This window comes from Bradyrhizobium denitrificans (assembly GCF_013179005.1).
Lineage (GTDB): Bacteria > Pseudomonadota > Alphaproteobacteria > Rhizobiales > Xanthobacteraceae > Bradyrhizobium > Bradyrhizobium denitrificans.
Genome location: NZ_JABFDP010000014.1, coordinates 23,104 through 47,555 on the forward strand (window position 1 = coordinate 23,104; position 24,452 = coordinate 47,555).

Here is a 24,452-nt window from a genome sequence, read left to right on the forward strand (position 1 = left end):
CCCGCCTGGCGCGGTCTGCACCAGGCGGGTCTCTTGAAATTGCGATCGACCAGGCCGATCTCAGCTGAACTGGTTCATCGTGTTGTGCGCGCCGCCGGCCTTCAGCGCCTTCTCGCCGGCGAAATATTCCTTGTGGTCGTCGCCGATGTCGGAGCCGGCCATGTTCTGATGCTTGACGCAGGCGATGCCCTGGCGGATCTCGGCGCGCTGGACGTTCTTGACGTAGCCCAGCATGCCCTGCTCGCCGAAATATTCGCGGGCGAGGTTATCGGTCGAGAGCGCCGCGGTGTGGTAGGTCGGCAGGGTGATGAGGTGGTGGAAGATGCCGGCGCGCTTGGCCGAGTCCGCCTGGAAGGTGCGGATGCGCTCGTCGGCTTCCTTCGCCAGCGGGGTGTCGTCATACTCCGCCTTCATCAGCTCGGCGCGGTTGTAGCGGCTGACGTCCTGGCCCGCCTCCTTCATCGCGTCATAGACCTGCCAGCGGAAGTTGAGGGTCCAGTTGAACGACGGCGAGTTGTTGTAGGCGAGCTTGGCGTTCGGGATCACCTTGCGGATACGGTCGACCATCTTGGCGATCTGCTCGATATGCGGCTTCTCGGTCTCGATCCACAGGAGATCGGCGCCATTCTGCAGCGAGGTGATGCAGTCGAGCACGCAACGGTCCTCACCGGTGCCGGGACGGAACTGGTAGAGGTTGGAGGGCAGCCGCTTCGGACGCAGCATCTTGCCGTCGCGGTTGATGATCACATCGCCGTTGCGGGCGTTCCCGGGCGTCACTTCCTCGCAATCGAGGAAGCTGTTGTACTGGTCGCCGAGATCGCCCGGCTGGCTCGAAAAGGCGATCTGCTGCGTGAGGCCGGCGCCGAGCGAGTCGGTGCGGGTGACGATGATGCCGTCCTCGACGCCGAGCTCCAGGAAGGCGTGGCGGCAGGCGCGGATCTTGGCCAGGAACACGTCATGCGGCACGGTGACCTTGCCGTCCTGGTGGCCGCACTGCTTCTCGTCCGAGACCTGGTTCTCGATCTGCAGCGCGCAGGCGCCCGCCTCGATCATCTTCTTGGCCAAGAGATAGGTCGCCTCGGCATTGCCGAAGCCGGCGTCGATGTCGGCGATCACCGGGACGACATGGGTCTGGAAACCGTCGATCCTGGCGATGATCTCCGTCTCCTTCGCCTTGTCGCCGGCCTTGCGGGCCGCGTCGAGGCTGCGGAACAGATCATTGAGCTCGCGCGAGTCGGCCTGGCGCAGGAAGGTGTAGAGTTCCTCGATCAGCGCGGGCACCGAGGTCTTCTCGTGCATCGACTGGTCCGGCAGCGGGCCGAATTCCGAGCGCAGCGCCGCGATCATCCAGCCCGAGAGATAGAGGTAGCGGCGGTCGGTCTTGCCGAAATGCTTCTTGATCGAGATCAGCTTCTGCTGCGCGATGAAGCCGTGCCAGCAGCCGAGCGACTGGGTGTATTTGGTGCTGTCCTCGTCATAGGCGGCCATGTCGGCGCGCATCACCGCCGCGGTGTAGCGGGCCACGTCGAGACCGGTCTTGAAGCGGTTCTGCAGGCGCATGCGCGCCACGGCCTCGGCGGTGACGCCGTTCCAGGTCGGGTGGGTTTCGAGCAGCGCGCGCGCCGCCTCGACCTCGGCCTGGTAGGACGCGGGGCCCTGGAGAGCTTGGTCGTTCAATCCACGCGGTTGAAAGTTCATGTCCGTGATCCCTTGGTTAAGGACAACCTGGGACCTGTTGTAAGCGCTCGCCGCGAGCGGACCAGACATTGCGCGGAAAACTTGTCACACTTTACAAATCTCTCGTGTATAGCTGTAAGGAGATTACAGACACGAGACGACAGGCCATGACCACCACTGCCCGCTCGATCTTCATGGGCCCGCGCCTGCGCCGCCTCCGGCGCGAGCTTGGCCTCACCCAGGCCGATATGGCCGCGGACCTTGAAATATCAGCACCTTACGTGGCGCTCCTGGAGCGGAACCAGAGGCCGGTGACCGCCGACATGCTGCTGCGGCTCGCCCGGACCTACAAGATCGACCTCGCCGATCTCGCTGGCGACGGCGGCGCCGACCATACCGCGCGGATGCAGTCGATCCTCAAGGACCCGATGTTTTCGGACATCGACATCCCCGCCCTGGAGATCTCCGACCTCGCCGTCAGCTATCCCGGCATGACCGAGGCCTTCCTGCGGCTCTATACGGCCTATCGCGAGGAGCAGTTGGCGCTGGCCGAGCAGCGCGCGCCGGTGCCCGCCGGCAGCGCATCCGGGCCGGGAGTGGATGGTTTCGACGCCAACGATCCCGTCGCCGAGGTGCGACGGTTCCTGGCGGCACGCCGCAACAATTTCGCCCAGCTCGACGACGCCGCCGAGCGGCTGGCGCAGACGATGGTCCAGGGCTTGGCGACCGGCTCGGCGCAGGTCTCGGCCAGCCCTTCGGGCTTCATCGAGCGGTTTCGCACGCGGCATAATCTGCAGGTCCGCTACATGCCGCCGAACGTGATGCTCGGCTCGCTCAGGCGGCTCGATCTGCACCGGCGGCAATTGCTGATCGAGGACTCGCTCGACAGCGCGAGCCTGAAGTTCGAGCTGGCACGGCAGCTCGCTTATCTCGAGCTCGACAACGAGATCGGCACAGCGCTAGAGGACGGCAAGTTCGCCAGCAAGACCGCGGAGCTGCTGGCGCGCCGTGCGCTCGCGGCCTACGCCGCGGCAGCGATCATCATGCCCTACTCGATCTTCGCCAAAGCCGTCGATGCCAGGGCCTACGATCTGGAGGCGCTGGCGCGGCAGTTCGGCACCAGCTTCGAACAGACCGCGCACCGCGTCACGACCTTGCAGAAGCCGGGCGCCGAAAAGATCCCGTTCTTCCTGATCCGCGTCGATCCCGCCGGCAACGTCTCGAAACTGCTCGACGGCGCCGGCTTTCCATTCGCACGTCATGGCGGCGCCTGCCCGCTGTGGTCCGTGCACGGCATCTTCAAGACGCCGCGCCAGATCGTGACGCAATGGCTGGAACTGCCGGACGGCCGCCGCTTCTTCTCGATCGCGCGCACGGTGACCGCCGGCGGCGGCTCCTATGGCGCCGTCCGCGTCGAGCGCGCGATTGCGGTGGGCTGCGCGGCCGAGCATGCCGGCCAGTTGATCTACACCCGCGACGGCCACGGCCCGCGCGCCGACGAACCGACCCCGATCGGCACCGCCTGCCGGGTCTGCCACCGGCCGAAATGCGCGGCACGTTCGGCGCCGCCGATCGGCCGCGAGATCCTGCCCGACGATTTCCGCACCTCGTCGATCCCGTTCGGCTTCTCGGCGGATTGAGAATGAGCGATGCTGGGCGCAGCGCGAAGCAAGGAATGTGTCGATGTCCGCAGCCTTCCTCCTGACCTCCCTGATCGTGGTGGCCTCCCCCGGCACCGGTGTGCTCTACACGCTCGCCGTCGCGCTGACGCGCGGATCCCGCATGAGCATTGCGGCCGCGTTCGGCTGCACGCTCGGAATCATTCCGGCGATGCTCGCTGCCATCGTTGGCCTTGCGGCGGTGCTGCACACCAGCGCGCTGGCGTTTGCCGCGCTGAAATATTGCGGCGTCGCTTATCTGCTCTACATGGCCTGGCAGACGCTCGGTGAGCGCGGCGCGCTCGCGGTCGAAGCCCAGGGGGATGCGCGATCGGCCGGCCGCGTGGTGCTGACCGGCTTCCTGATCAACATCCTCAATCCGAAACTGTCGATCTTCTTCCTCGCGTTCTTGCCGCAGTTCATCGCGGCCGGCGACGCGCATCCGCTCGCAACCATGATCGAGCTGTCGGCAACGTTCATGGCGATGACCTTTACGGTGTTCGTGCTGTACGGCCTGTTCGCCGCGGCGGTGCGCGACCGCGTGGTCAGCCGTCCCCGCGTCCTGGCCTGGCTGCGCCGCAGCTTCGCCGCCGGATTTGCGCTGCTCGGCGCCCGGCTGGCGCTGGCGGAGCGTTGAGACCTCCATGCCGGTAAAGGACAACGCAACAACATCTCACAGCCTGAAATGAAAGCTTCGCAAAACCGCCCCGCCGCCAGCGTGTCCTCACAGGCGTGGCCGCGCGCGGTTTGCGAACTCCCCGCCCGCGGCCTCGACGACCCGAAAAGGATCCCGAGGCCTCCCCATGCCATCTCCGACACCAGCCCTGCGCCGCGCCGCTGTGGTGATGCTCGCCACCCTCTTGCTCGGCAACATCGCCGTCATCATCGCTTTTCCGTCGCGCTGCGCGAACAGCCCACACGTCGCCATCGGCGGTCATATCTGGATCGCGGGCTGCAGCGAGCCCTGAGATCAGACCATTCGGCGCCTGATCCTGGTCGCACCGCCGGGCTATCGCCGCGTCTTGCGCGCGCGATCGGCCCCATCGAGCAAGCCGCGCATCGAACTGGCGACGCGTATAGGAAGCCCCGCCAAGCCGCCGAGACGGGGGAAGCTCATCAGCTCGCAACGCGGCGCTTGAATCGCAGAACCTGCTCCTAAACGTCGTCGCGCCAGCCCGGCCTGGACTCGGCGCTGCGACAGTCACTGATCACCGCCGCAGTAAGCGCGGCGATGGCGCAGCGCTGGCGGGCCGGCCATCTCGACCTGCAGCAGGCGGTGCTGGCCCTGGCGAACGTCGACGGTATCCGCGTCGTCCGGCGCCCTGCCGCAGCCCTCGAGTGAGGGTCCGAGAAGTTCCCCACTTGACGAACCAGCCACAAACCGGCCAAACATTGCGCCAAAATGTCGCGGCGGAGGTGATCCATGCGATATGTCGACGGCGCGGTGATGTTCTTCAGCCTCTGGCTGCTGGCGTCCATGCTTCTCGACGCCCTGACGCCACCGGAGCTGACCTTCTACATGATCGGCCCGGCGATTGCCCCGGCCGTGATCGTCGCGGGCTTTCTCTATTGGCTGCGCATCCCTCCGCTCGATTACGCGGTGGTGTTCGGGACGTTATGGATGGTCTCCGAGATGGTTCTGGAGATGATCACTCCCAAGCCGCTATCGTCCTTGATGGCCATCGCCGCCGTCGCGCCGCTGTTGCTCGCCGGAATCCTCGTCAACGTCAGGCAATGGCAGCAGTCCGGCCCGCGCGTCCAGCCCCCGTCCGCGATCAAGACGTTACAGAATTCGTCCACAGTCCTCCCCAACCGCCGGCCACTCTGAACCCGCCCCGCCGCCGGCGCTGGCTATGCGGACTCGGCTCGCATCCTCCATTTGGTAAGGGCCAATCACCGACATCATTGTCGTCCGAGCGCGTGAGCCGGCGATCCGTTCGTGGTCGCGTTGGAATGCGATCGCGCAGGCCTGGGCTCGTGGCCCCTGCCGGCGGCGACTATCACCACGACTGCTCGGTCATCGGCGGCTGCAGCCGGATCGTGCCGGTCGACAGCTACGTGCTGGGCGTCCACCGACTGCACCTTGGATCATTGGCGTGCGACTGCAACAGCAGATCGTGCGCACCGGCACCATCGCGCCGCGAGCAAGCCGATAGCCACGATCACACGATGTGACAGATTGCGGGTTTCCTTGCCGGGCGCAGCGACATAAGTTGCCGCCCCGGGGGTTGCTTCATGCATGAACTGATCGGCGACATCACGCTCTGCATCCTGTTTGCGTGGGTGCTTGGACTGGCGGCGCATTACTGGCGCCAGCCCTCGATTCTCGCCTATCTGGTCGCGGGCTTCGCCATCGGCCCCTTCGGCACCGGCTGGGTCAAATCCCAGGAATCGATTTCGGTGATTTCGGAACTCGGCCTGATCTTCATGCTGTTCATGATCGGACTCGAGATCGACCTGAAGAAGATCATCCGTGCCGGCCCGGTGATTCTGATCGCTGGCGGCGTCCAGCTGCTTGGTGGGGCTGCGCTCGGTATCCTGTTTTTCGTCGCCATCGGCATGCGAATGGGGGCCGAGAGCTACGATGCGCTTTATCTCTGCGTCGCCTGCGCGCTGTCGTCCACCGTGATCATCGTCAAGGTGCTGTATGAAAAGCGCGAGCTCGACACCCTGCCCGGCCGCATCACCCTCGGCGTGCTGGTGTTGCAGGATGTGTTCGCGATCCTTTTCCTCGCGGTGCAGCCGAGCCTCGACGACCTGCATTTTGGCGTCATCCTGCTGTCCTTCGCCCGCGCCGGTGCGCTGGTCGCGATCGCTCTGTTGCTCAGCCGCTATGTGCTGCCGCCGGTGTTCCACCGCATCGCGCGCACCCCCGAGCTGATCCTGCTGGGCGCGCTGGCCTGGTGCTTCCTGATCGGTGAGATTGCGGAGCGGCTGCATCTTTCGCGCGAAATGGGTTCCCTGATCGCCGGCGTGTCGCTCTCGACCTTCCCCTATGCGCTTGACGTCACCGCCAAGGTGACGACCTTGCGCGATTTCTTCATCACGCTGTTCTTTGTCGCGCTCGGCATGACCATCCCGATCCCGACGATGTCGGTGGTGGGGCTGGCGCTGGTCATCGCCCTGTTCACGGTGGCGAGCCGGCTGCTCACCACCTTCACGCCTCTCTACATGATGCGGCAGGGCCTGCGTGCGAGCCTTCTGCCGGCGCTCAACCTCGCCCAGATCAGCGAGTTCTCGCTGGTCGTCATCCAGACCGGCGCCGCCGCCGGCCATCTCAAGACCGGCACGTCGAGCGCGGCATCCTTCGCCTTTGTATTGCTTGCGGTGCTCTCCACCTTCGTGATCGTGCGCTCCGACCCGATCGTACGGCGCGGCATCCCGCTCCTGAAGCGGCTCGGCCTGCGGGATCTCGACGCGACCAAGGACGGCGAGGCCGGCCACGACGGAGGCCATGGTGCCGCACGCCCGATCGTGCTGCTCGGCTTTTTTAGAACCGCCAGCGCTCTGCTGAGCGAGATCGAGCGCAACCAGCCTGAGCTCCTGGAGCGCATCGGGGTCGTTGATTTCAATCCTGTGGTTTTTCGGACATTGTCCGATCGTGGCATCCAGGTGACCTATGGCGATATCAGCAATGTCGATACGCTGGTCCATGCCGGGGTCGGCCAGGCCGAGTTGATCATCCTGAGCATCCCGGACTCGCTCCTCAAGGGCGCCAACAACGAGAAGCTGGTGCGGCACGTCCGCAGCATCAACGCGACCGCCAAGATCGTCGCGACCGCCGACCTGCTTGCCGACGTCAACGATCTCTACAATGCCGGCGCGGACTATGTGACCGTGCCGCGGCTCAGCGATGCCCAGGTGCTGCTCAATTTGATCCAGGACGCCAGCGCCGGCCTGTTGTCCGACCGCCGCCAGGAAGCCGAGGCGTTGCTGGCCGACCGCCGCGAGGTTCTCCCGTGAACCTCCCCCCTTCCCAACTGGAACTACCGCCGAGATCCCGCTAAAGCAGTCTCATGACAAGCAGCCACGTCCACGTCGTCGATCACCCGCTGGTCCAGCACAAGCTTTCCCTGATGCGCGAGCGCGACCGCTCGACCAAGGGCTTCCGTGAGCTGTTGAACGAGATCGGCATGCTCCTGGCCTATGAGGTCACACGGGACCTGCCGCTCGAACTGGTCGACATCGAAACACCGATCGCGCCGATGAAGGCGCCGAAGATCGCGGGCAAGAAGTTGACCCTCGCCCCCATCCTGCGCGCGGGGGTCGGCTTCCTGGACGGCATGCTGGCGCTGATGCCATCGGCGCGCATCGCTCATATCGGGCTCTATCGCGACCCCACGACGCTCCAGGCGGTCGAATACTATTTCAAGGCGCCGCAGGACCTAACCGACCGCACCGTGATCCTGATGGACCCGATGCTGGCGACCGGCAACTCGGCCTGCGCCGCGGCCGAACTGCTCAAGGCGCGCGGTGCCCGGGACATCCGTTTCGTCTGCCTGCTGGCCGCGCCGGAAGGCATCGCGCAGTTCGGAAAGGAACATCCGGACATTCCGATCTGGACCGCGGCGATCGACGAGAAGCTGAACGACCACGCCTATATTGTGCCGGGTCTCGGCGATGCCGGCGACCGCATGTTCGGCACGAAATGAGCGTGCGCGAACGGTTCAGCGGGACGGTCGCGGGAACGGACGAATGACGTTGAAGATGCGGCCGTCGATCACCAGCAGCGCACTCCCGATCACCAGCGCACCGGCGGCCTCCAGCAACGAGATGCTTTCACCGAGCACCAGCGACCCGAGCAGGATCGTAGTCAACGGGATCAACAGTGTCACCAACGTCACATTGGTTGCGCCGGAGCGACGCAGGATTTGAAAGAACACGATGTAGGCGAACGCCGTCGACAGCGCCGCAAGCCCGATGACCGCGAGCCAGGTGTGCAGTCCGGGAAGTGGAAGACGCCATGGCTGGTCAACGACAGCGGCGACGGCGAGCATCATCACGCTGGACGCCGAGAGCTGGAAGGTGGCGGTCGCGAGCGGCGGCGAATGGGCAAGATGGCGGCGCACCAGCAGCGCGGCGACGCCGTAGCTGAGCGACGCGCCGAGACCGAACAGAATGCCGTAGCCGCCTGCCGAGCCATCGAGCCCCGGCCCGCCCCGCAGGATCACGACGCCGACGAGGCCAAGGATCAGTCCCGCAGCCCGCCGGGCCGACAGCCTTTCCTCAGCCGCGGCGGCCATCACCACGATCGTGAACAGCGGCGTCGTCGCATTGAGGACGGCAGCAAGGCCCGAGGTGATGAACGTCTGGCCTATCACGATCAGGCAGAACGGCACGACGTTGTTGAATAGCGCCACCGCAAAGAACGGTCGCCAGCCGGCAATGCCCTTGGGAAAGCCGAGCCCGCGCAGTCGCGCCACCGGCAGCAGGATTGCGGCCGCCAGCACGATGCGCAGCAGCACCAGGGTCAGCGGCGGCAATTCCTTCAAGGCAAGCCCGTTGAAGATGAAAGATCCGCTCCATAGCACTGACAGCAGGCCGAGCAGCCACCAATCCCGTGTGTCCACGCTGTCGTTCGGGGATGTCATCACCGCAACCGTGTTCAATGTGCGCGTGAACGTTGCAGATGAAGCGGAGCAAGGTCCACCCGCTTTCCGTTCGCGCTGACGCCCGCCTAGGACGGATCCTTCGGCCGCGATACCAGCTCGATCATGCGGCCTTCGTCCTCATCCGGCATCGCCGCCTTCGCCCGCGCATATGAATCCACGGCCGCCTGGGCCATCACGGGACGCTCACCAAGTAGTTGCTCTGCGAGTTGCAGCGCATAGGCTGCATCCTTGTGGCGGAGCGCGGCGGTAAAGCTCGCGTCGGCGAAGTTGCGCGCGACCATGCGCGGCGCGTGACGCAGAACTTGCGGGCTCGCCGCGACGCCGCCCTGGATCGCCTCCAACACGAGGTTCATGTCGAGCCCGGCCTGCTCGGCGATCGCAAGGCCTTCGGCGAGACCTGCGATCTGCATCGCGCCCAACAGATTGTTGATCAGCTTGTAGACCGTTCCGGTGCCGACGGCGCCGAAATGGCGGATGGTCGAGCCGATCGGCGCAAGAAACGGTCGCGCCCGCGCGAGGTCGGCGGCGTCGGCGCCGACCAGCAAGGTGAGCTTGCCGGCTGCCGCGGCGTCAGGCAGGCCTGTCACCGGGCAATCGATATAGGTCACGCCACGCGCATTCAGCTCGCGCGACACGCGCAGCGCATGATCGCGCGAGATCGTCGAGCATTCGATCGCGATGGTTCCGACCCGCATGGTGGCGGCAGCGCCGTCGGGCCCGAGCCACACCGCGCGCGAGGCATCGTCATCGGCGACCATGGTGACGACCGCATCGGCATCGATCGCAGCGTCAGCCGGCGAGGTCGACCAGCGCGCACCGCGCGCGAGCAGGTCCTCGGCCTTGGCCTCGCTGCGATTCCAGACCGCCACGGAATAGCCGGCGTCGAGATAACGCCCGGCCATGCCATGGCCCATGCGGCCGAGGCCGATGAAGGCGACGCGCGTCACCGGTCAGTCCACGTCCTCAATCGCAGCCCCTGGCGTGGTGCCGAAGGCGCGCTGCGCCAAGGTCGCCGCCATGAACTCGTCGAGATCGCCGTCGAGCACGCCGGCGGTGTCGGAGGTCTGCACGCCCGTGCGCAGATCCTTCACCATCTGATACGGCTGCAGCACATAGGATCGGATCTGGTGGCCCCAACCGATCTCGGTCTTGGCAGCCTGGTCGGCGGCGGCCTTCTCCTCGCGCTTCTTCAGCTCGATCTCGTAGAGCCGCGCGCGCAGCATGTCCCAGGCCTGGGCGCGGTTCTTGTGCTGCGAGCGGCCGGCCTGGCAGACCACCGCCACGCCGGTCGGAATGTGCGTGAGGCGCACCGCCGATTCGGTCTTGTTAACGTGCTGACCGCCGGCCCCGCCCGAGCGCATCGTGTCAGTGCGGACGTCGGATTCCTTGATATCGATCTTGATGCTGTCGTCGACCACCGGAAAGATCGCGACCGACGAGAACGAGGTGTGCCGACGCGCATTCGAATCGAACGGCGAGATGCGGACAAGGCGGTGCACGCCCGCCTCGGTCTTCAGCCAGCCATAGGCGTTGTGGCCGGAGATCTGGATGGTCGCCGACTTGATGCCCGCTTCTTCGCCCTGGGTCTCTTCGAGATATTCGATCTTGAAGCCGTGCTTTTCGGCCCAGCGCGTGTACATGCGCAAGAGCATCTGCGCCCAGTCCTGGCTCTCAGTGCCGCCGGCGCCGGCATGCACCTCGAGATAGGTGTCGAACTTGTCGGCCTCGCCGGACAGCAGCGCCTCGAGCTCGCGGCGAGCGACATCCTTCTTCAAGGCCTTGAGCGCGTTCTCGGCCTCGGTGACAACGCCGGCATCGTTCTCGGCCTCGCCGAGCTCGATCATCTCGATATTGTCGCTGAGCTCACGCTCGACCTTGCCGATGCCCGTCAGCGAATCCTCCAGCGAGGTCCGCTCCTGCATCAGCCTTTGAGCTTTCTGGGGATCGTTCCAGAGATTTGGATCTTCGGCGAGCTTGTTCAGCTCGGCCAGCCTTGCCGTCGATGCATCGACGTCAAAGATGCCTCCTCAGCAGCCCGACCGACTGCTTAATCTCTTCTACGATTTTTTCGATTTCGGCGCGCATATCGCTCTCTTCCGGCCGCGGCCTAGGGGGCCGCAGCATGATGTCCGTCAGGGATGTAGCGGCGCGCGGCGCAAAGCGCAATCGCCTGCACCGGGAGGTGGCGAGTTTCGCCAGCTCAATTTCGCCAGCTTCAATAGAGACTGCCAGTCCCCGGACGAATGATGAAGCTGCCGGCATCAGGCTGTCCGCCGCTCTGCGACGGCATCATCCGACCATCGGCATCGGCCACGCCGATGACCGAGTAGTTGTCCGGCGGCGCAGTGCCCGGCTTGAAGGCTTCCATGATGGTGCGGCCGGTATCGCCAGGACCTGCGCGCAGCCCGGTCTTGGCATCGACGCGCACGAGCTTGATTCCCGCGGGGATCTTGAACGGGGTCGCGGGCTTGTCGGCCAGCGCGAGCTTCATGAAGTCCTTGGCGATCGGCGCGGCCAGATGGCCGCCGGTCGCGGCATTGCCCTTACCGAGCGGCCGCGGCTTGTCGTAGCCCATATAGATCGCGACCGCGAGATCCGGCGAGAAGCCGACGAACCAAGCGTCCTTGGCCTCATTGGTGGTGCCGGTCTTGCCGGCGATCGGCTTGCCGACCTCCTTGAGCACGGTCGCCGTACCGGCCTGCACGACGCCCTCGAGCATCGAGGTGATCTGATAGGCGGTCATCGTATCGAGCACCTGCTCGCGGCGATCGACCAGCTGCGGTTCGGTCTGGTTCTTCCAGCCCTCAGGCGCGTCGCAGCCGCGGCACTCGCGGGCATCATGCTTGAAGATGGTGTGGCCGTAGCGGTCCTGGATCCGGTCGATCAAGGTCGGCTTCACCCGGCGGCCGCCATTGGCGATCATCGAATAGGCCGTGACCATGCGCATGGCCGTGGTCTCGCCGGCGCCGAGTGCGTAAGAGAGGTAATTCGGCAGCTCGTCATAGACACCGAACCGGCGTGCATATTCGGAGATCAAGGGCATGCCGACGTCCTGCGCCAACCGCACGGTCACCGTATTCAGCGACAGCCGCAGCGCGTTGCGCAGCGTCGTGGGACCGAGATATTTGCCGTTGGAGAAGTTGTCGGGGCGCCAGACCTGACCGCCCTGCCCCTGATCGATTTCGATCGGCGCATCGACGACCTGGGTCGACGGCGTATAGCCATTATCGAGCGCCGACGAATAGACGATCGGCTTGAATGACGAGCCGGGTTGCCGGTACGCCTGCGTCGCCCGGTTGAACTGGCTCTGGTCGAAGGAGAAGCCGCCGACCATCGCGAGCACGCGCCCGGTGTTCGGGTCCATCGCGACCATCGCGCCCGAGACTTCAGGCAGCTGCTCGAGACGATACTGGCCTTCGACCGGATTGCCTTCCTTGAACAGCGGATCGGCATAGATCACGTCGCCCGGCTGCAGCACCTGCGCGACCGAGGTCGGCGTCTTGCCGCGGCCATTGCCCGTCGCTGCGCGCGCCCATCTGACGCCGTCGAGCGTGATCAGGCCGGTCTGACGCTCCTTGCTCACGGCACCGCCGAGCTCACGCGGCGGCTGGAAGCCGATGCGAGCGGATTGATCGCTGGTCTCCAGCACCACCGCCATCCGCCACGGCGAGATGTCGGAGAGCGATTTGATCTCGGCGAGCTTCAGGCCCCAATCGCCGGAAATGTCGAGCTTTGAGACCGGTCCGCGATAGCCCTGCTCCTGATCATACCGCACCAGACCGGCGACCATCGCCTTGCGCGCCATGACCTGGATCTTGGGATCGAGCGTCGTGCGGACGGACAGCCCGCCCTCATAGAGCTTCTTCTCGCCATAACGTTCGAAAATGTCGCGGCGGACTTCCTCGGCGAAATACTCGCCTGCGAAAATGTGCGCGCCCGTATTGCGGCTTGCGATCGTCAGCGGGTCCTTGCGCGCCTTCTCGGCGTCGGCCTGCTTGATCCAGCCGTTCTCCAGCAGACGGTCGACGACGTAGTTGCGGCGCTCGATGGCGCGATCGCGGTTGCGGATCGGATGCAGGCTGCCCGGCATCTTCGGCAATGCCGCCAGATAGGCGGCCTCGGCCACCGTGAGCTCGTTGACCGACTTGTCGAAATACACCAGCGACGCCGCGGCGATGCCATAGGCGCCGGAGCCGAGATAGATCTCGTTCAGATAGAGTTCGAGAATCTTGTCTTTCGAATAGGTGCGCTCGATGCGCATCGCCAGCAGCGCTTCCTTGATCTTGCGCGCGAACGAGACCTCGTTGGTCAGCAGGAAGTTCTTGGCGACCTGCTGGGTGATCGTCGAGGCGCCCTGCGGACGGCGATTCGAGCCGAAGTTCTGAGCGTAGACCACCGCGGCGCGGGCCATGCCGGTGAAATCGATGCCGCCATGCTCATAGAAGTTCTTGTCCTCGGCGGCGAGGAACGCGTTGATCACGAGCTTGGGCACCGCCTGGATCGGCAGATAGAGCCGGCGCTCCCGGGCGTACTCGCCGACCAGCGAGCCATCGACGGCATGGACGCGGGTCATGACCGGCGGCTCGTAATCCTGCAGCTGAGAATAGTCGGGCAGGTCCTTGGAAAAATGCCAGATCAGGCCGGCCGCCGCCGCCACACCGACGAGGAAGACGACGGTGCCGGCTGCGAACAGGAAGCCCAAAAACCGCACTACAAAGCGCATCGGCGAATATCCGTTCCCACTTCTGTTCATCTCTCGGCTTGGACGCGGCACATCCCGAAGACGCTGCCGCCAAAATCATGCGGTCGGCCGTGATGCCACATGACCCATGCCGGAGAACCGCACGGTCCAACCTGTCGACGGCCGAGCTTACCACAAGTCCGCCGAGAAGGAATCATCTCCCGATTCCAGGTGCCTCGCAGCAGGTTTATACGGATGTTGCTGTGGCCAAACTAGGGCTTTGCACGGGCGGGCGCCGGCTTCTCCGGCCGCTCGGCACCAGCATTTGCAACGCGTTTGGTCAGGAAGACATCGATCGCGCGGGCCATCGCGTCGGCCGTGCGCGACCGCCAGGCTTCCGACACCAGGTTCCCCATGTCGCCCTTGTTCGAGACATAGCCGAGCTCGACCAGCACCGAGGGCACGTCGGGCGCCTTCAGCACGCGGAACCCGGCCGATTTCAACGGCCGCTTATGCATATGCACCGCCGTCTTCATGTCGTTCATCAAGACGCGGGCGAACCTGTTGGAAAAGGTGCGGGTTTCGCGCCGGGCCAGATCGATCAGAATATCCGCCACGTCGGCTGGCTCCTCGGTCAGGTTGACGCCACCGATCAGGTCGGCGCGGTTCTCGGCCTCGGCGAGCCGCTCCGCTTCGACGTCGGAGGCCTTGTCCGACAGCGTGTAGATCGTCGCGCCCTGCGCATCGCCCTCGCCGCGCGGTAACGCGTCGGCATGGATCGACACGAACAGGGCCGCGCCCTGTTTCTGGGCGATGCGGACCCGGTCGCCGAGCGGAATGAAGGTGTCATCATCCCTGGTCATGACGACGCGGAACTTGCCCGCGCGCTCGAGGCGATCGCGCAGCGCCTGTCCGAACGCCAGCACCAGATTCTTTTCCGGGATCTCGCCGCCCTGGGTTCCATAGTCGATACCGCCATGTCCCGGATCGATCACCACCACCGGCCGCGTGTCCGCGGGCGCATTTGGCGCCGCCGGAGCTCCTGCAGGCGTGGTCGGCGGGGGGCGCACCGCCAACGGATTGGGAGACGCCGCCGCCAGCGCCGCCGAAGGGCTCGAATCGGCCAAGCTGGGCTTGAGCGTCGGACGGTTGTCGGTGCCGATCGCCCGCGCGAAGGTCGCTTCGTCGACCTCCTCGAGTTCCAGCACGAGCCGGGGCGGCTGCCCGTTGGCGGCATCCAGCACCGAAGAGTTGGCGATTCGCGCCGGCCCCGTCAGATCGAACACGATCCGGGAGCCGCCGGGCATGACCATGCCGTACCTGAATGCCTTCACCAGGCCACGGCCGCTGGTTCCGGCCCCCGCAGGAAGGTGGAAGCTAACCTGCGGCAGGTCGACCACGACGCGATAGGGCTCGCTGAGCAGAAAGGCGCGGAACGGAACCGCCTTGTCGAGGTCGAGCACGAATCGCGTCTGTCGAGAATCGCCCGCCAGACGCGCGTCGGACGCAATCGGAAACCCTGGCGTGACGCTTACCGCGGGAGTCTGCGCCGCCGGCACGCCCTGAGCCTGCGCCGGAAGCACGGTCGTCCATAACAATTGCGTGACGCACAGCCACGCGCATCCCAGCAAAGTTAGGTGTTTTGCCCGGCCAGCTGCCAAATCCGTGTCTCCGCGGGACCCTCTTACCGCAACCAATCGACGGGGTTAATCGCCAAATTTGGGCATTTTCGTTAAAGGCCGCCGATTGTTGCGGTTCCGCGACGCTTCCCTTGCACGGCCAGCCCAATCCTCGTATGTACGAAGGGCTGAAGGCTGTTACTTACTGCCGGTTGTGTCGCGTTCAACCTCCCGGTGAAACGCCGGAATTTCCGTGATCGAATACTCGATCTTTTCGGAGACTCCTGCGCCTTTCCGACGCTCCATCGAACCTGCGCGCTCCCGCGCGGCGCAATGGAGTTGCGGTCACGAGCCGAGTGGCGCCGGTTTCAGGGCGCCTCCTCAGCTGAGGCCGCCCGGGCACCAGTCACGCACGGCATAGCCTGATACCACATCCTTGATGGGTGCGGTATGCGACCAAGGCGAGCGTTCCGGCGCAATCTGGTCTTCAGCAAGAGACAAGGTGGCCTCCTCAGCCGCCCACGTGTTCCAGACGGGCCGACGCTTGATGCGCCAAACGAAACTGCCAGCCATGACCAGCGGACGAACCGCGCCGATGCGGGGCAAGACCCTCGCTCGGCACATCGTACCGCCGGGGCCACGGCCGGTACGGCGCAACCCTACGTGTTTAGGCCTTCCCCTCACCCCCGAATCAGGTGGACCGTCGCGTCATCCGACAGCGCGCCACGCGCTCGCGGCCAATCGCGTCCGTCGCCTCCAAGAGTTCCAATATGCCGAACAAGATGTTGATCGATGCTACCCACCCGGAAGAGACCCGGGTCGTTGTCGTCCGCGGCAACCGCGTCGAGGAATTTGATTTTGAAACTGCCCAGCGCAAGCAACTCCGCGGCAACATCTACCTCGCCAAGGTCACCCGGGTAGAGCCGTCGCTCCAGGCGGCCTTCGTTGAATATGGCGGCAATCGCCACGGCTTCCTGGCGTTCAGCGAAATCCACCCTGATTATTACCAGATCCCGGTCGCCGATCGTCAGGCGCTGATCGAGGCGGAAGAGCGCGCCCACCGCGAGGCCGAGGAAGAGAGCGAGAACCGGTCCAATCGCCGGCGCAACCGGCACCGCAGCTCGCGGCGCCGCGGCAGCGGCGAGCGCGTTCAGAGCGAGATCATCGAGGCCGCCGACGCCAGCCAGGCGCCTCACGGCGAGACGCATGAGGGCGATCACGGCGCATTCGAGGCGCCGGACGCCGCCTACGCGCAGGACAACCACCCCGCCGATGATGCGGGCGCGGAGACCCCTGCACAGACAGCAGGCTTCGCCGAGGCGCCGCTTGAGGCTCCAACGCACGCCGCCCATGACGAAGGGACCCACGACGCGCAGCCGCATCACGGTTCGGATGCGCCGGCGGTTGCGGATTCCGAGCCCGCGCAGGGCGGCACCGACCTCCCGGTGTCCCCTTCTGCGGTCGCAGCGGCCGCGTCGAGCGGCGAGGTTGCCTCGTCCGAGGCCGACGACGCCGCCGAGGCGCACGATCACGACCACCACGATCATGATCATGATCACGATGAGGATGACCATCACGACGATGATCATCACGAAGATCATGACGAGCATGGGCATGAGGACTCCGCCGATCTCTCGCCCGTCGCCGAGCACGATGATGATGGCGAGGTCACGATCGTTCCGGGCGACGACAATGGTGTCGAGCCGGCCGTCGCGGATCACGACGACGACGACGAGGACGGCGAGGAGATCGAGGAAGAGGTCGTCGAATCCGTCGGAGGCGACGACGTGCTCGAGGAAGTGCCCGAGCGCACCTTCCGTCCGCGTCGCCAGTACAAGATCCAGGAGGTCATCAAGCGCCGCCAGGTGATGCTGGTGCAGGTCGTCAAGGAAGAGCGCGGCAACAAGGGCGCCGCGCTGACGACCTATCTGTCGCTCGCCGGCCGCTATGCCGTGCTGATGCCGAACACCGCGCGTGGCGGCGGCATCAGCCGCAAGATCACCTCGGCGCAGGATCGCTCGCGCCTGAAGGAAGTGGTGCAGGACCTCGACGTGCCCGAGGGCATGGGCGTCATCCTGCGCACCGCCGGCGCCAACCGCACCAAGCCCGAGATCAAGCGCGACTTCGAATATTTGCTGCGGCTGTGGGAAACGGTCCGCGACATGACCTTGAAGTCGCAGGCCCCCACCCTCGTCTACGAGGAAGGTTCGCTGATCAAGCGCTCGCTGCGCGACCTCTACAACAAGGAGATCGATGAGATCCTGGTTGCCGGCGAAGCCGGCTACCGTGAGGCGCACGACTTCATGAAGATGCTGATGCCGACCAACGTCCGGGCGGTGAAGCAGTATCGCGATGGCCAGCCGCTGTTTTCGCGGATGGGTGTCGAGAGTCAGCTCGATGCGATGTTCTCGCCGACCGTGCAGCTGCGTTCGGGCGGCTACATCGTGATCAATCAGACCGAGGCGCTCGTCTCGATCGACGTGAACTCCGGCCGCGCCACCCGCGAGCATCACATCGAGGACACCGCGCTCAAGACCAATATGGAAGCAGCCGAGGAAGTGGCGCGGCAGCTCCGGCTGCGCGACCTCGCCGGGCTGATCGTCATCGACTTCATCGACATGGACGAGAAGCGCAACAACCGCTCCGTCGAGCGCAAGCTGTCGGACTGTCTGCGGCAGGATCGCGCGCGCATCCAGGTCGGCCGCATCTCGCATTTCGGCCTGCTGGAGATGTCGCGCCAGCGCATCCGCGCCAGCGTGCTGGAGAGCTCGACCGAGCCCTGCGCGCATTGCGGCGGCACCGGCCATGTGCGCTCGGTGTCCTCGGTGGCGCTGCAGCTGTTGCGCAGCCTCGAAGAGACGCTGATGAAGGGGGCGACCCACAACCTCGTGGTCCGCACGCGGACCGAGGTGGCGCTCTACGTGCTCAATCACAAGCGCGGCCATCTGCGCGACCTCGAGAACAGCTTCAAGGTCTCGCTGGCCGTGATCGCCGATCCGAACGTCAGCGGTCAGCAATCCTTCATCATCGATCGCGGTGAGCAGGTGCACACGCTCGAGGCCGCCAAGGCGCTGCTGGCTGCGCAGGCCTCTGCTCCGCCTTTGGTGGCCGACGAGGTCTATGACGAGGACGAGCCGTTCGACATCGAAACGGAATCCGAGGTCGAAACCGAGGAAACCGAGGGCCTGTCTGAGGAGGCCGCCGAGGCCAGCGAAACCGAGCGTGACGGCGCCCGCCGCAAGCGGCGTCGGCGCCGCCGCGGCCGGGGCGGTAACGAGGCGCGCGAAGCGACTCCTGAAGGAGCTACAGCGGCAGAGTCCCTCGAGGTGGGCACCGCGGCCGAACTGCCGGCCGAGGATGCCGAGACAGAGGACGAGGACAGCGACGAGCAGCCGGCCTTCGCGTCAGGCGACCAGCCGAGCGACCAGGCCAATGGTGAGCGGCGCCCGCGGCGGCGCGGCCGCCGTGGCGGTCGCCGTCGGCGCGGCGGCATCGATGACGGTCTGGCCGCATCGATCAGCGACGATCTTGCACCGGCCTCTGCGTCCGAGGCCGAGGCCGCCGTCGCCGATTTCGACGGCAACGGCGTCCCCCATGGTGACGAGCCGGAAGCCCCGGTCGAGGCTGCCCCCGCAGCGGAAGTCGCCTTGGCCGAGCAGCCCGTCGCACCGGCAGCTCCTGCTGCAATCCAGCCCGAGACGCAGCCGGCCGAGCCTGCGAAGGCCGAGCCCGAGAAGACCCCGCGTCGCTCGACCGTGCGCGAGAAGGTCAGCTTGTTCACCGAGCCCAAATCCACCGAGCTCAAGCCGGACAGCGCGGTTGTCTCGGTCAACGTTGCCGAGAGCACTCCCACCGTGGCTGCTGCGGCGCCGGAGGCGGTAACGACCGAGCCGACCGCGACCGAGCCCGCTCCGGAGGCCGCGCCCGCGGCCCCCCGCAAGGCCGGCTGGTGGTCGCGCCGTTTCGGCGGCGGCCAATAAACCCCGCCACCAGACTCATCCACAAGTGCAAACGCCCGGCCAGATGGCCGGGCGTTTTTCATTTCGCTGAGAGCTGTCGAAGGGGCGCGGCCACCGCCGGTGGCGGCGCCTCAGCCGGTCGTGATCGCGGTCTCGACGTCGGAGGGATCGATCTCCCGGTTGAGCCGCTTCTGCAGAAGGTCATGGTCGAGCTCGCCCTCCCACCACGACACGAACACGGCGGCGATGCCATTGCCGGTGATGTTCGTCAGCGCGCGCACCTCGCTCATGAACTTGTCGATCGAGAACACGATCGCCATGCCCGGCACCAGCGCCGGGTTGACCACCGACAGGGTCGCGGCCAGGGTAATGAACCCCGCGCCGGTCACGCCGCTGGCGCCCTTCGATGTCAGCATCGCGACCAGCAGGATGGTCAGCTGCTGCCCCCATGTGAGCTCGACACCGAGCGCGTGCGCGATGAAGAGCGTCGCCAAGGTCATGTAGATGTTGGTGCCGTCGAGATTGAACGAGTAGCCGGTGGGCACGACCAGACCGACCACAGGCTTGGAGCAGCCGAGCCGCTCCAGCTTCTCCATCAGCTGCGGCAGCGCGCTCTCCGAGGAGCTGGTGCCGAGCACGATCAGCAGCTCATCCTTGATGTAGGAGATGAACTTGAAGATGCTGAAACCGACGAAGCGCGCGATCAGGCCGAGCACGATGACCACGAACAGGGCAGCCGAGACGTAGAACACGACGATCAGGCCGATCAGGTCGCCAAGGGCCGAGGGGCCGTATTTGCCGATCGTATAGGCCATCGCGCCGAAGGCGCCGACCGGGGCCGCCTTCATGACGATGGCGATCACGCCGAACACGGCGTGGGCGGTGTCGTCGATGACGTCACGCAGCCGATGGCCCCGTTCGCCCAGCGCCATCAGTGCGAAGCCGAACAGGATCGCGAACAGCAGCACTTGCAAAATGTCGCCACGCGCGAGCGCACCCACCACACTGTCCGGGATGATGTTGAGGACGAAGTCGACCGACTTCTGCGCCTGAGCCTGTTTGACATAGCCGGCGACGGCAGCCGCATCCTGCTTCTCGGCGAGACCGTGTCCGATCGGCGCCAGATTGCCCACGATCAGGCCGATCAGCAGCGCGAAGGTGGATACGATCTCGAAATAGATCAGCGCCTTGATGCCAACCCGGCCGACCTTGCTGGCGCTCTCAATATGCGCGATGCCGGACACGACGGTGCAGAAGATGATCGGCGCGATCACCATCTTGATCAGCTTGATGAAGCCGTCGCCGAGCGCCTTGATCCAGTCGTTGGTGGCCAGGTTCGGAAACAGCCACCCGACCAGCACGCCGATCACAATGGCGATCAGCACCTGAATATAAAGGATTCCATACCAGGGCTTCTTCGCTGCTTGCAGCCGGGCACCCTGCGTCCCGGCATCAGTTGCTGCCACCATCGGGCTTTCCTCATCCACCTTTGCCGCGTCGGGCGTTGTGTCCCAGCCCACGCGAGCCGCCACCTCAGGCAAATTGTGACACGGGAGTCAATGGGGGCGACGGCCGATACCCCGTCGTGCCCGGTCCAGCCCGGCCCTATCCGAGCCAGCGTGCGATCCGGGCCACAGCCTCCCGCATATCCTCAGCCGAACGTGCATAGGAAAAGCGCACGAAGTTGCGGCCGTGGATCGGGTCGAAATCGATGCCCGGGGTGGCCGCGACATGGGTCTCCTCGAGCATGCGCTTGGCGAAATCCAGGCTGTCCTTGGTGAAGTCGGAGACGTCGGCATAGAGGTAGAACGCGCCATCGGCGGGCAGAAAACGGCTCAGCCCCGCCTTGGGGAAGCCCTCGATCAGGATCCGACGGTTCTCCTGGTAGCCATGCTTGATCCCGTCCATCTCGGGTCGACCATCGAACGCCGCTTCCGCTGCGATCTGTGACAGGGTCGGGACCGAGATCGCGAGATTTTGCTGCAACCGCTCGATCGGACGGACGAGCGCATCCGGCACCACCATCCAGCCGACCCTCCAGCCGGTCATGCAGAAGTACTTGGAGAACGAGTTGATGATCAGCGCATCCGCAGTCAGTTGCGCCGCAGTCACAGCAGGAAAAGCGTAGTCGAGACCATGGTAGATCTCGTCGGATATGAAGCGGATGCCGGCGTCGCGCGCAGCCGCGATCACGTCGCCCAGCGCCGCGCGCGACATCATGGTTCCCGTCGGGTTGGCGGGGCTCGCCACCAGGACGCCCTTGAGGGGCGTCTTGCGATGGGCCGCCAGCAGCGCCTCGCCGGTGAGAGCGTGCCGGGTCTCGGCGGTGGTTTCGATCAGAACCGGCTCGCAGCCGAGCGCGGTCAGGATGTGACGATACGGCGGATAGCCCGGCACCGTGACGGCCACGCGATCGCCCGGCTCGAACATGGCCAGAAACGCGAGGATGAAGCCGGCTGAGGACCCCGTCGTGATCACGATGCGGCCCGGATCGATGTCGCAGCCATAGGTCTCGCGATAGTGCCGCGCGATGCGTCCGCGCAGCGACGGAAGACCGAGCGCCGAGGTGTAATCGATCCGGGCCTGATCGAGCGCGGCATGCGCGGCCGCCAGCGCGGTCCGCGGCGCCGGCGCCGCCGGCTGGCCGACCTCCATGTGAATGACGTGACCGCCGCTGGCCTCGATCCGCTCCGCGGCCGCCATGACGTCCATCACCATGAACGGCGGCACGTTGCTGCGCGCGGATGGTGCGGTCAGGCTTGCGATCCGCTGTTCCATTGTCGGTATCACTGTCGCGTCCACCATCGATATCTGCTATTGACCCGGCTGTTCGGACCCGCTCTCTGAGCCGGCACGAGCCTGCGTCGCGGACATCGCTCGCCGCAGATGAGCCGCATTCCGCAGTTTGGTGGGCAATAGCCCTTATCGAGCCTCGCGCCAATTGCAAAGATCGCCTGATGTCGCTCCGTATCGCGCTCCATAAGAGATTGTCCGGTGGATTCGCCGCGCTCGTCGCGTTTGCCGTCGCGCTGGCACCGTTCGAGTCTGCCTCGGCGCAGCAGGGCAAGGGACCGCCGATCCTGCGCGACACCGAGACCGAGGTGCTGCTCCGTGAATATACGCGGCCGATCCTGCGTGCCGCTGGCCTTGAGAAGCAGAACATCCAGATGGTCATCATCAACGACGCATCCTTCAACGCGTTCGTCGCGGACGGCCGCCGCATCTTCGTCAATTACGGCGCGATCATGCAGTCGGAAAATCCGAACCAGCTGATCGGCGTGCTCGCCCACGAGACCGGCCATCTCGCCGGCGGCCACCTCGCCAAGCTGCGCCAGCAGCTCGCGACGGCCCAGACCCAGATGATCATCGCCACGATTCTCGGTGCCGGCGCGCTCGCCGTCGGCGCCCGTGGCGGAGGCAACAGCGGCCTGGCCAATGCCGGGGCCGCCGCGCTGTCGGGCCCGGGCGAGGTCATCCGCCGCTCGCTGCTGTCCTATCAGCGGCAGCAGGAGGAGAACGCCGACCGCGCCGGCGTGAAGTTCCTCAGCGCCACCGGCCAGTCGCCGAAGGGCATGTACGACACCTTCAAGCGCTTCACCAATGAGAGCCTGTTCGCGGCGCGCGGCTCCGACCCCTATCTGCAGTCGCATCCGATGCCCGCCGATCGTGTCGAGGCGCTGGAGGGGCTGGCGCGGCAGAGCCCCTATTGGGACAAGAAGGACGATCCTGCGCTGCAGTTGCGCCACGACATGGTCCGCGCCAAGATCTCGGCGTTCATGGAGCGGCCGGACACCGTCGCGCGGCGCTATCCGCTGTCGGACAACAGCCTGCCCGCGCGCTATGCGAGGGCGATCTCGACCTACCTCCATGGCGACCTGCGCAGCGCATTGAGCCAGATCGACGCCTTGATCCAGGCCCAGCCGAACAATCCCTATTTCTACGAGGTGCGCGGCCAGGCTCTGCTCGAAGGCGGCCGCCCGGCCGAGGCGATCGCGCCGTTGCGCAAAGCCGTTCAGCTCTCCAATAACGGCCCGCTCATCGAGATGTTACTTGGCCAAGCCTTGGTGGCATCCGAGAACAAGGCCTACACTGACGAGGCGATTTCGATCCTGCGCGCGGCCGTCGCGCGTGAATCCGAGGCGCCGCTCGGCTACTCCCAGCTTGCGATGGCCTATGGCCGCAAGGGCGACTATGCCGAGGCTGACCTGGCCTCGGCCCAGGCGGCGTTCCTGCGAGGCGACAACAAGACGGCGCGCGAACTCGCGTCACGGGCCAAGACGCGGTTTGCGGTGGGCTCGCCGGGCTGGGTCAAGGCCGACGACATCGTCACGGCAAAGCCGCTGTCGGGCCAGTAGAACGAAGAGATTACTGCTATCATCGGACCAGATTATCGAGATACCGCTCACAGCCATCGACAAGGACCCGATCATTTGACCAAGAGGACCACCTTCATGCCATCATTCCGCACGCTCGTTCCCGCGGCGCTGCTCGCGCTCTCGTTCTGCGCCGCCCCGCTGGTCGCGTCGGCAGAGAGCATCTCCGACAGCCAGCGCGGCGAGATCGAGACGATCGTCAGGAACTACCTGATCTCGCATCCCGAGGTGCTCGAGGAGGCGATGGCCGAGCTGCAGAAGCGCCAGACCGCGGCGGAAGCAGCCAAGCATGAGGCGGGCATCGCCAAGAACGCCGACACGATCTTCAACTCGCCGCGCGGCGTCGTGCTCGGCAACAAGGACGGCGACGTCACCTTCGTCGAGTTCTTCGATTACAATTGCGGCTACTGCAAGCGCGCGATGAACGACATGATGGAATTGATGAAGAGCGACCCGAAGCTGAAGGTCGTGCTCAAGGAATTCCCGGTGCTGAGCCAGGGCTCGGTCGAGGCCGCGCAGGTTGCCGTCGCCGTGCGCATGCAGGCGCCGCAGAAATATCTCGACTTCCACCAGAAGCTGCTGGGCGGCCGCGGCCAGGCCGACAAGGCCCACGCGCTCGCGGTGGCCAAGGAGCTAGGCCTCGACATGGCCCGCGTCGAGAAGGACATGGCGAGCCCGGAAGCCAAGGCGACGATCGAGGAAAATTTCAAGCTCGCCGAAGAGATGGGCATGAACGGCACGCCGAGCTACGTGATCGGCAAGCAGGTCGTGATCGGCGCGGTCGGCGTCGAGGGGCTGCGCGAGAAGATCAGCACCGCGCGTTGTGGCAAGGCCACCTGCTGAGCCCACCGCTCGGCGACATTCTCTCCGAAA

At 65.5% G+C, this 24,452-nt stretch carries 18 protein-coding genes; 9 read left to right on the forward strand and 9 right to left on the reverse strand.

Translation table 11 applies throughout. From position 1 onward, the window contains the following. Positions 1-60 precede the first annotated feature (60 nt). On the reverse strand, positions 61-1,698 hold the full coding sequence (locus HL671_RS16570) for an isocitrate lyase (protein ID WP_012044246.1): 1,638 nt from the start codon (positions 1,696-1,698) through the stop codon (positions 61-63). A 146-nt stretch (positions 1,699-1,844) separates the two neighbouring features. Between HL671_RS16570 and HL671_RS16575 the strand changes: the two genes are divergently transcribed. The 6 genes from HL671_RS16575 (at position 1,845) to upp (ending at position 7,987) form a co-directional block, all read left to right on the forward strand. Continuing rightward, positions 1,845-3,317: a helix-turn-helix domain-containing protein gene (locus tag HL671_RS16575; protein ID WP_172237032.1), complete on the forward strand. Its 1,473-nt coding sequence runs from the start codon at positions 1,845-1,847 to the stop codon at positions 3,315-3,317. 43 nt (positions 3,318-3,360) lie between these two features. Further along, on the forward strand, positions 3,361-3,972 hold the full coding sequence (locus HL671_RS16580) for a LysE family translocator (RefSeq protein ID WP_172237033.1): 612 nt from the start codon (positions 3,361-3,363) through the stop codon (positions 3,970-3,972). Positions 3,973-4,180: 208 nt separating this feature from the next. After that, positions 4,181-4,303, forward strand: coding sequence for a hypothetical protein (locus HL671_RS38785; RefSeq protein WP_256374661.1), 123 nt, complete (start codon positions 4,181-4,183; stop codon positions 4,301-4,303). A 479-nt stretch (positions 4,304-4,782) separates the two neighbouring features. Beyond that, positions 4,783-5,163, forward strand: coding sequence for a hypothetical protein (locus tag HL671_RS16590; protein ID WP_172237127.1), 381 nt, complete (start codon positions 4,783-4,785; stop codon positions 5,161-5,163). Positions 5,164-5,570: 407 nt separating this feature from the next. Continuing rightward, positions 5,571-7,298 (forward strand): cation:proton antiporter, encoded by a 1,728-nt coding sequence (locus HL671_RS16595; RefSeq protein ID WP_172237034.1) that lies wholly within the window; start codon positions 5,571-5,573, stop codon positions 7,296-7,298. Between the two features lie 53 nt (positions 7,299-7,351). Then, positions 7,352-7,987, forward strand: a complete 636-nt coding sequence (gene upp / locus HL671_RS16600) for a uracil phosphoribosyltransferase (protein ID WP_012044253.1) — start codon at positions 7,352-7,354, stop codon at positions 7,985-7,987. Between the two features lie 15 nt (positions 7,988-8,002). Here the strand turns inward: upp and HL671_RS16605 are convergent, their stop codons facing one another. The 6 genes from HL671_RS16605 to HL671_RS16630 form a co-directional block, all read right to left on the reverse strand. Beyond that, positions 8,003-8,926, reverse strand: coding sequence for a DMT family transporter (locus HL671_RS16605; RefSeq protein ID WP_172237035.1), 924 nt, complete (start codon positions 8,924-8,926; stop codon positions 8,003-8,005). A gap of 86 nt (positions 8,927-9,012) precedes the next feature. After that, positions 9,013-9,894 (reverse strand): NAD(P)-dependent oxidoreductase, encoded by an 882-nt coding sequence (locus HL671_RS16610; RefSeq protein WP_172237036.1) that lies wholly within the window; start codon positions 9,892-9,894, stop codon positions 9,013-9,015. Between the two features lie 3 nt (positions 9,895-9,897). After that, positions 9,898-11,032, reverse strand: a protein-coding gene (prfB, locus tag HL671_RS16615) for a peptide chain release factor 2 (protein WP_172237037.1) whose coding sequence is annotated in 2 segments (ribosomal slippage) — positions 9,898-10,962 and positions 10,964-11,032 — 1,134 coding nt in all. Because the reading frame shifts where the segments join, the coding sequence is not laid out codon by codon here. Positions 11,033-11,162: 130 nt separating this feature from the next. Continuing rightward, positions 11,163-13,670, reverse strand: a complete 2,508-nt coding sequence (locus tag HL671_RS16620; RefSeq protein WP_012044257.1) for a penicillin-binding protein 1A — start codon at positions 13,668-13,670, stop codon at positions 11,163-11,165. 230 nt (positions 13,671-13,900) lie between these two features. Further along, a complete protein-coding gene (locus HL671_RS16625; protein ID WP_371260211.1) occupies positions 13,901-15,241 on the reverse strand; it encodes an N-acetylmuramoyl-L-alanine amidase in 1,341 nt (446 codons plus the stop codon). A 387-nt stretch (positions 15,242-15,628) separates the two neighbouring features. After that, complete coding sequence (locus HL671_RS16630; protein ID WP_172237038.1) at positions 15,629-15,853, reverse strand: hypothetical protein; 225 nt, start codon at positions 15,851-15,853, stop codon at positions 15,629-15,631. A 164-nt stretch (positions 15,854-16,017) separates the two neighbouring features. On the opposite strand from HL671_RS16630, the gene HL671_RS16635 reads away from it, so the two are divergent. Continuing rightward, positions 16,018-19,227: an Rne/Rng family ribonuclease gene (locus HL671_RS16635; protein ID WP_172237039.1), complete on the forward strand. Its 3,210-nt coding sequence runs from the start codon at positions 16,018-16,020 to the stop codon at positions 19,225-19,227. A 110-nt stretch (positions 19,228-19,337) separates the two neighbouring features. Here HL671_RS16635 and dctA read toward each other — a convergent pair whose 3' ends face one another. Beyond that, positions 19,338-20,675, reverse strand: coding sequence for a C4-dicarboxylate transporter DctA (dctA, locus tag HL671_RS16640; protein ID WP_012044261.1), 1,338 nt, complete (start codon positions 20,673-20,675; stop codon positions 19,338-19,340). Positions 20,676-20,811: 136 nt separating this feature from the next. Next, positions 20,812-22,011: a pyridoxal phosphate-dependent aminotransferase gene (locus HL671_RS16645; protein WP_172237040.1), complete on the reverse strand. Its 1,200-nt coding sequence runs from the start codon at positions 22,009-22,011 to the stop codon at positions 20,812-20,814. 152 nt (positions 22,012-22,163) lie between these two features. On the opposite strand from HL671_RS16645, the gene HL671_RS16650 reads away from it, so the two are divergent. Together HL671_RS16650 and HL671_RS16655 are read left to right on the forward strand one after the other, a co-directional pair. Next, positions 22,164-23,561: a M48 family metalloprotease gene (locus HL671_RS16650; RefSeq protein WP_172237041.1), complete on the forward strand. Its 1,398-nt coding sequence runs from the start codon at positions 22,164-22,166 to the stop codon at positions 23,559-23,561. Between the two features lie 96 nt (positions 23,562-23,657). Beyond that, positions 23,658-24,422: a DsbA family protein gene (locus tag HL671_RS16655; RefSeq protein WP_012044264.1), complete on the forward strand. Its 765-nt coding sequence runs from the start codon at positions 23,658-23,660 to the stop codon at positions 24,420-24,422. Positions 24,423-24,452 lie beyond the last annotated feature (30 nt).

Bases quoted from the DNA above. Each gene is read 5' to 3' on its own strand.
- HL671_RS16655 (WP_012044264.1), top strand. From the start codon at position 23,658: ATGCCATCATTCCGCACGCTCGTTCCCGCGGCGCTGCTCGCGCTCTCG.
- HL671_RS16590 (WP_172237127.1), top strand. From the start codon at position 4,783: ATGTTCTTCAGCCTCTGGCTGCTGGCGTCCATGCTTCTCGACGCCCTG.
- HL671_RS16635 (WP_172237039.1), top strand. From the start codon at position 16,018: ATGCCGAACAAGATGTTGATCGATGCTACCCACCCGGAAGAGACCCGG.
- upp (WP_012044253.1), top strand. From the start codon at position 7,352: ATGACAAGCAGCCACGTCCACGTCGTCGATCACCCGCTGGTCCAGCAC.
- HL671_RS16605 (WP_172237035.1), bottom strand. From the start codon at position 8,926: ATGACATCCCCGAACGACAGCGTGGACACACGGGATTGGTGGCTGCTC.
- HL671_RS16595 (WP_172237034.1), top strand. From the start codon at position 5,571: ATGCATGAACTGATCGGCGACATCACGCTCTGCATCCTGTTTGCGTGG.
- HL671_RS16645 (WP_172237040.1), bottom strand. From the start codon at position 22,011: ATGGTGGACGCGACAGTGATACCGACAATGGAACAGCGGATCGCAAGC.
- HL671_RS16580 (WP_172237033.1), top strand. From the start codon at position 3,361: ATGTCCGCAGCCTTCCTCCTGACCTCCCTGATCGTGGTGGCCTCCCCC.
- HL671_RS38785 (WP_256374661.1), top strand. From the start codon at position 4,181: ATGCTCGCCACCCTCTTGCTCGGCAACATCGCCGTCATCATCGCTTTT.
- HL671_RS16570 (WP_012044246.1), bottom strand. From the start codon at position 1,698: ATGAACTTTCAACCGCGTGGATTGAACGACCAAGCTCTCCAGGGCCCC.
- dctA (WP_012044261.1), bottom strand. From the start codon at position 20,675: ATGGTGGCAGCAACTGATGCCGGGACGCAGGGTGCCCGGCTGCAAGCA.
- HL671_RS16650 (WP_172237041.1), top strand. From the start codon at position 22,164: ATGTCGCTCCGTATCGCGCTCCATAAGAGATTGTCCGGTGGATTCGCC.
- HL671_RS16620 (WP_012044257.1), bottom strand. From the start codon at position 13,670: ATGCGCTTTGTAGTGCGGTTTTTGGGCTTCCTGTTCGCAGCCGGCACC.
- HL671_RS16575 (WP_172237032.1), top strand. From the start codon at position 1,845: ATGACCACCACTGCCCGCTCGATCTTCATGGGCCCGCGCCTGCGCCGC.